Annotated in this window: 2 protein-coding genes; both read left to right on the plus strand. The window is 66.8% G+C overall.

The window, feature by feature from the left end; all coding sequences use genetic code 11:
- The first annotated feature begins 315 nt into the window (after nt 1–315).
- Nucleotides 316–1,083 (plus strand): amino acid ABC transporter ATP-binding protein, encoded by a 768-nt coding sequence (locus TA90_RS07295; RefSeq protein ID WP_043535440.1) that lies wholly within the window; start codon nt 316–318, stop codon nt 1,081–1,083.
- Between the two features lie 93 nt (nt 1,084–1,176).
- On the plus strand, nt 1,177–2,055 hold the full coding sequence (locus TA90_RS07300) for a glutamate ABC transporter substrate-binding protein (protein WP_043535442.1): 879 nt from the start codon (nt 1,177–1,179) through the stop codon (nt 2,053–2,055).
- Nucleotides 2,056–2,067: the final 12 nt, after the last annotated feature.

Consider the following 2,067-nt stretch of genomic DNA (forward strand, 5'->3'; position numbering starts at 1 on the left):
CGTCGAACTACAACATGTTCCCCAAGCCCGGGGTGCTCGCCGTCGAGGACGGGGCCGCCCAGTGGGTGCTGCGTCCCCAGACCCTGGCGGACCTGATGGCGCTGGACCCCGGTCTCGACGCCGACTGAACGCAACGGGAGGCGCCCGGGCCGGTCGGGCCGCGACACCCCCGGGGCGACGGACCGCCCGTCGCCCGATTTTCATCATCCAAGTCAACCCATGGGAGTCCATCCGCTTCCCCACGCGTGGGGAAGGACTCAGTCCACGGACTGGACCACGTGCCACGCCCCCCTCAGTGAAGGTAAAGTCGAGCCCATGTCAGAGGAAAATGCCCAAGGCGCCCCGGCCGGACCGCTCGTCGTCGTCGAGCACGTCTACAAGCACTTCGGTGACTTCGAGGCCCTCCACGACATCAACCTGACGGTGGACAAGGGGGAGGTCGTCCTGCTCGTCGGTCCCTCGGGGTCCGGCAAGTCGACGCTCTGTCGCACCATCAACCGCCTGGAGACGGTGACCTCGGGCGAAATCTACATCGACGGCGTGCCCCTGCCCAAGGAGGGCAAGAAGCTCGCCGCACTGAGGGCCGACGTGGGGATGGTGTTCCAGTCCTTCAACCTCTTCTCCCACAAGACGATCCTCGAGAACGTCACCCTGGCCCCCGTCAAGGTCAAGAAGGTCCCCAAGGACGAGGCGGTCGAACGCGCCCGCCAGCTCCTGGACCGCGTGGGCGTGGGCGCACAGGCGGACAAGTACCCCGCCCAGCTCTCCGGCGGCCAGCAGCAGCGCGTCGCCATCGCACGGGCCCTCGCCATGCAGCCCAAGGTCATGCTCTTCGACGAGCCCACCTCCGCCCTGGACCCCGAGATGATCAACGAGGTCCTCGACGTCATGGTGCAGCTGGCGAAGGACGGCATGACGATGATCGTCGTCACCCACGAGATGGGTTTCGCGCGCAAGGCGGCGGACCGGGTGGCATTCATGTCGGACGGCCAGATCATCGAGCAGGCCCCGCCCGAGCAGTTCTTCTCCCACCCCCAGACGGATCGCGCCAAGGACTTCCTCTCCAAGATCCTCTCCCACTGATCGCTCGGAGCGCCCCCCGGGTGCTCCGGACCCATCAACACGCAGCACCCATCCCCACCGGGCGTCGCCCCGGTGCACACGAAAGGACCTCCCATGCGCACGAAGGGTTTCCTCGCGCTGGTGGCGGCAGCCGCCACGGCGCTCTCCCTGGCGGCCTGCTCCTCCGGGTCGCAGTCCGGCGGGGCTGCCGCCGAGTTCCCGGTGGCGACGAACGTCGACCTCACCGACTCCCCGACCTACGACACCATGAAGTCCAACGGCAAGGTCCGCATCGGTGTGAAGGAGGACCAGCCGGGTCTGGGGTACCTGGACGCCGTCACGGGTGAGCGTTCCGGGTTCGACATCGAGATCGCCACCTGGATCGCCGCAGAGCTCGGCTTCTCCGCCGACCAGATCGAGTTCCAGAAGGTTCCCTCCGCCAACCGCGAGCAGGCCCTCATCAACGGGGACATCGACTACTACGTCGGGACGTACTCCATCACTGACAAGCGCAAGGAGCAGGTCGGCTTCGCCGGTCCGTACTTCGTCACCGGGCAGGGCCTGCTCGTGAAGGCCGACAACACGGACATCAAGTCCGACCAGGACCTCGCCGGCAAGACGGTCTGCTCGGCCACGGGATCCACCCCGATCCAGAACATCAAGGACAACTACCCCGACACCAAGACGACGGAGTTCGACAACTACTCCCAGTGCGTCGAGGCCCTCAAGGACGGCACCGTGGACGCGGTGACCACCGACCAGGCGATCCTCATCGGCTACGCCGCCCAGGAGCCGGACGCCCTCAAGGTGGTCGGTGACCCCTTCAGCGTGGAGAAGTACGGGGTCGGCGTCCCCAAGGACGATGCCGCCCTGCGCCACTTCATCAACAAGGTCTTCACCGACGGTGGCGACACCTGGACCAAGATCTACGACGAGACGCTCGGCGCCTCCGGGACGAAGGTCGAGCAGCCGGCCGTCGACGACTACGAGTGACCGGGTGGTGGG

The sequence above is a fragment of the Actinomyces polynesiensis genome (genome assembly GCF_000820725.1).
In the GTDB taxonomy this organism is placed as follows: domain Bacteria; phylum Actinomycetota; class Actinomycetes; order Actinomycetales; family Actinomycetaceae; genus Pauljensenia; species Pauljensenia polynesiensis.

Bases quoted from the DNA above. Each gene is read 5' to 3' on its own strand.
- TA90_RS07295 (WP_043535440.1), top strand. From the start codon at position 316: ATGTCAGAGGAAAATGCCCAAGGCGCCCCGGCCGGACCGCTCGTCGTC.
- TA90_RS07300 (WP_043535442.1), top strand. From the start codon at position 1,177: ATGCGCACGAAGGGTTTCCTCGCGCTGGTGGCGGCAGCCGCCACGGCG.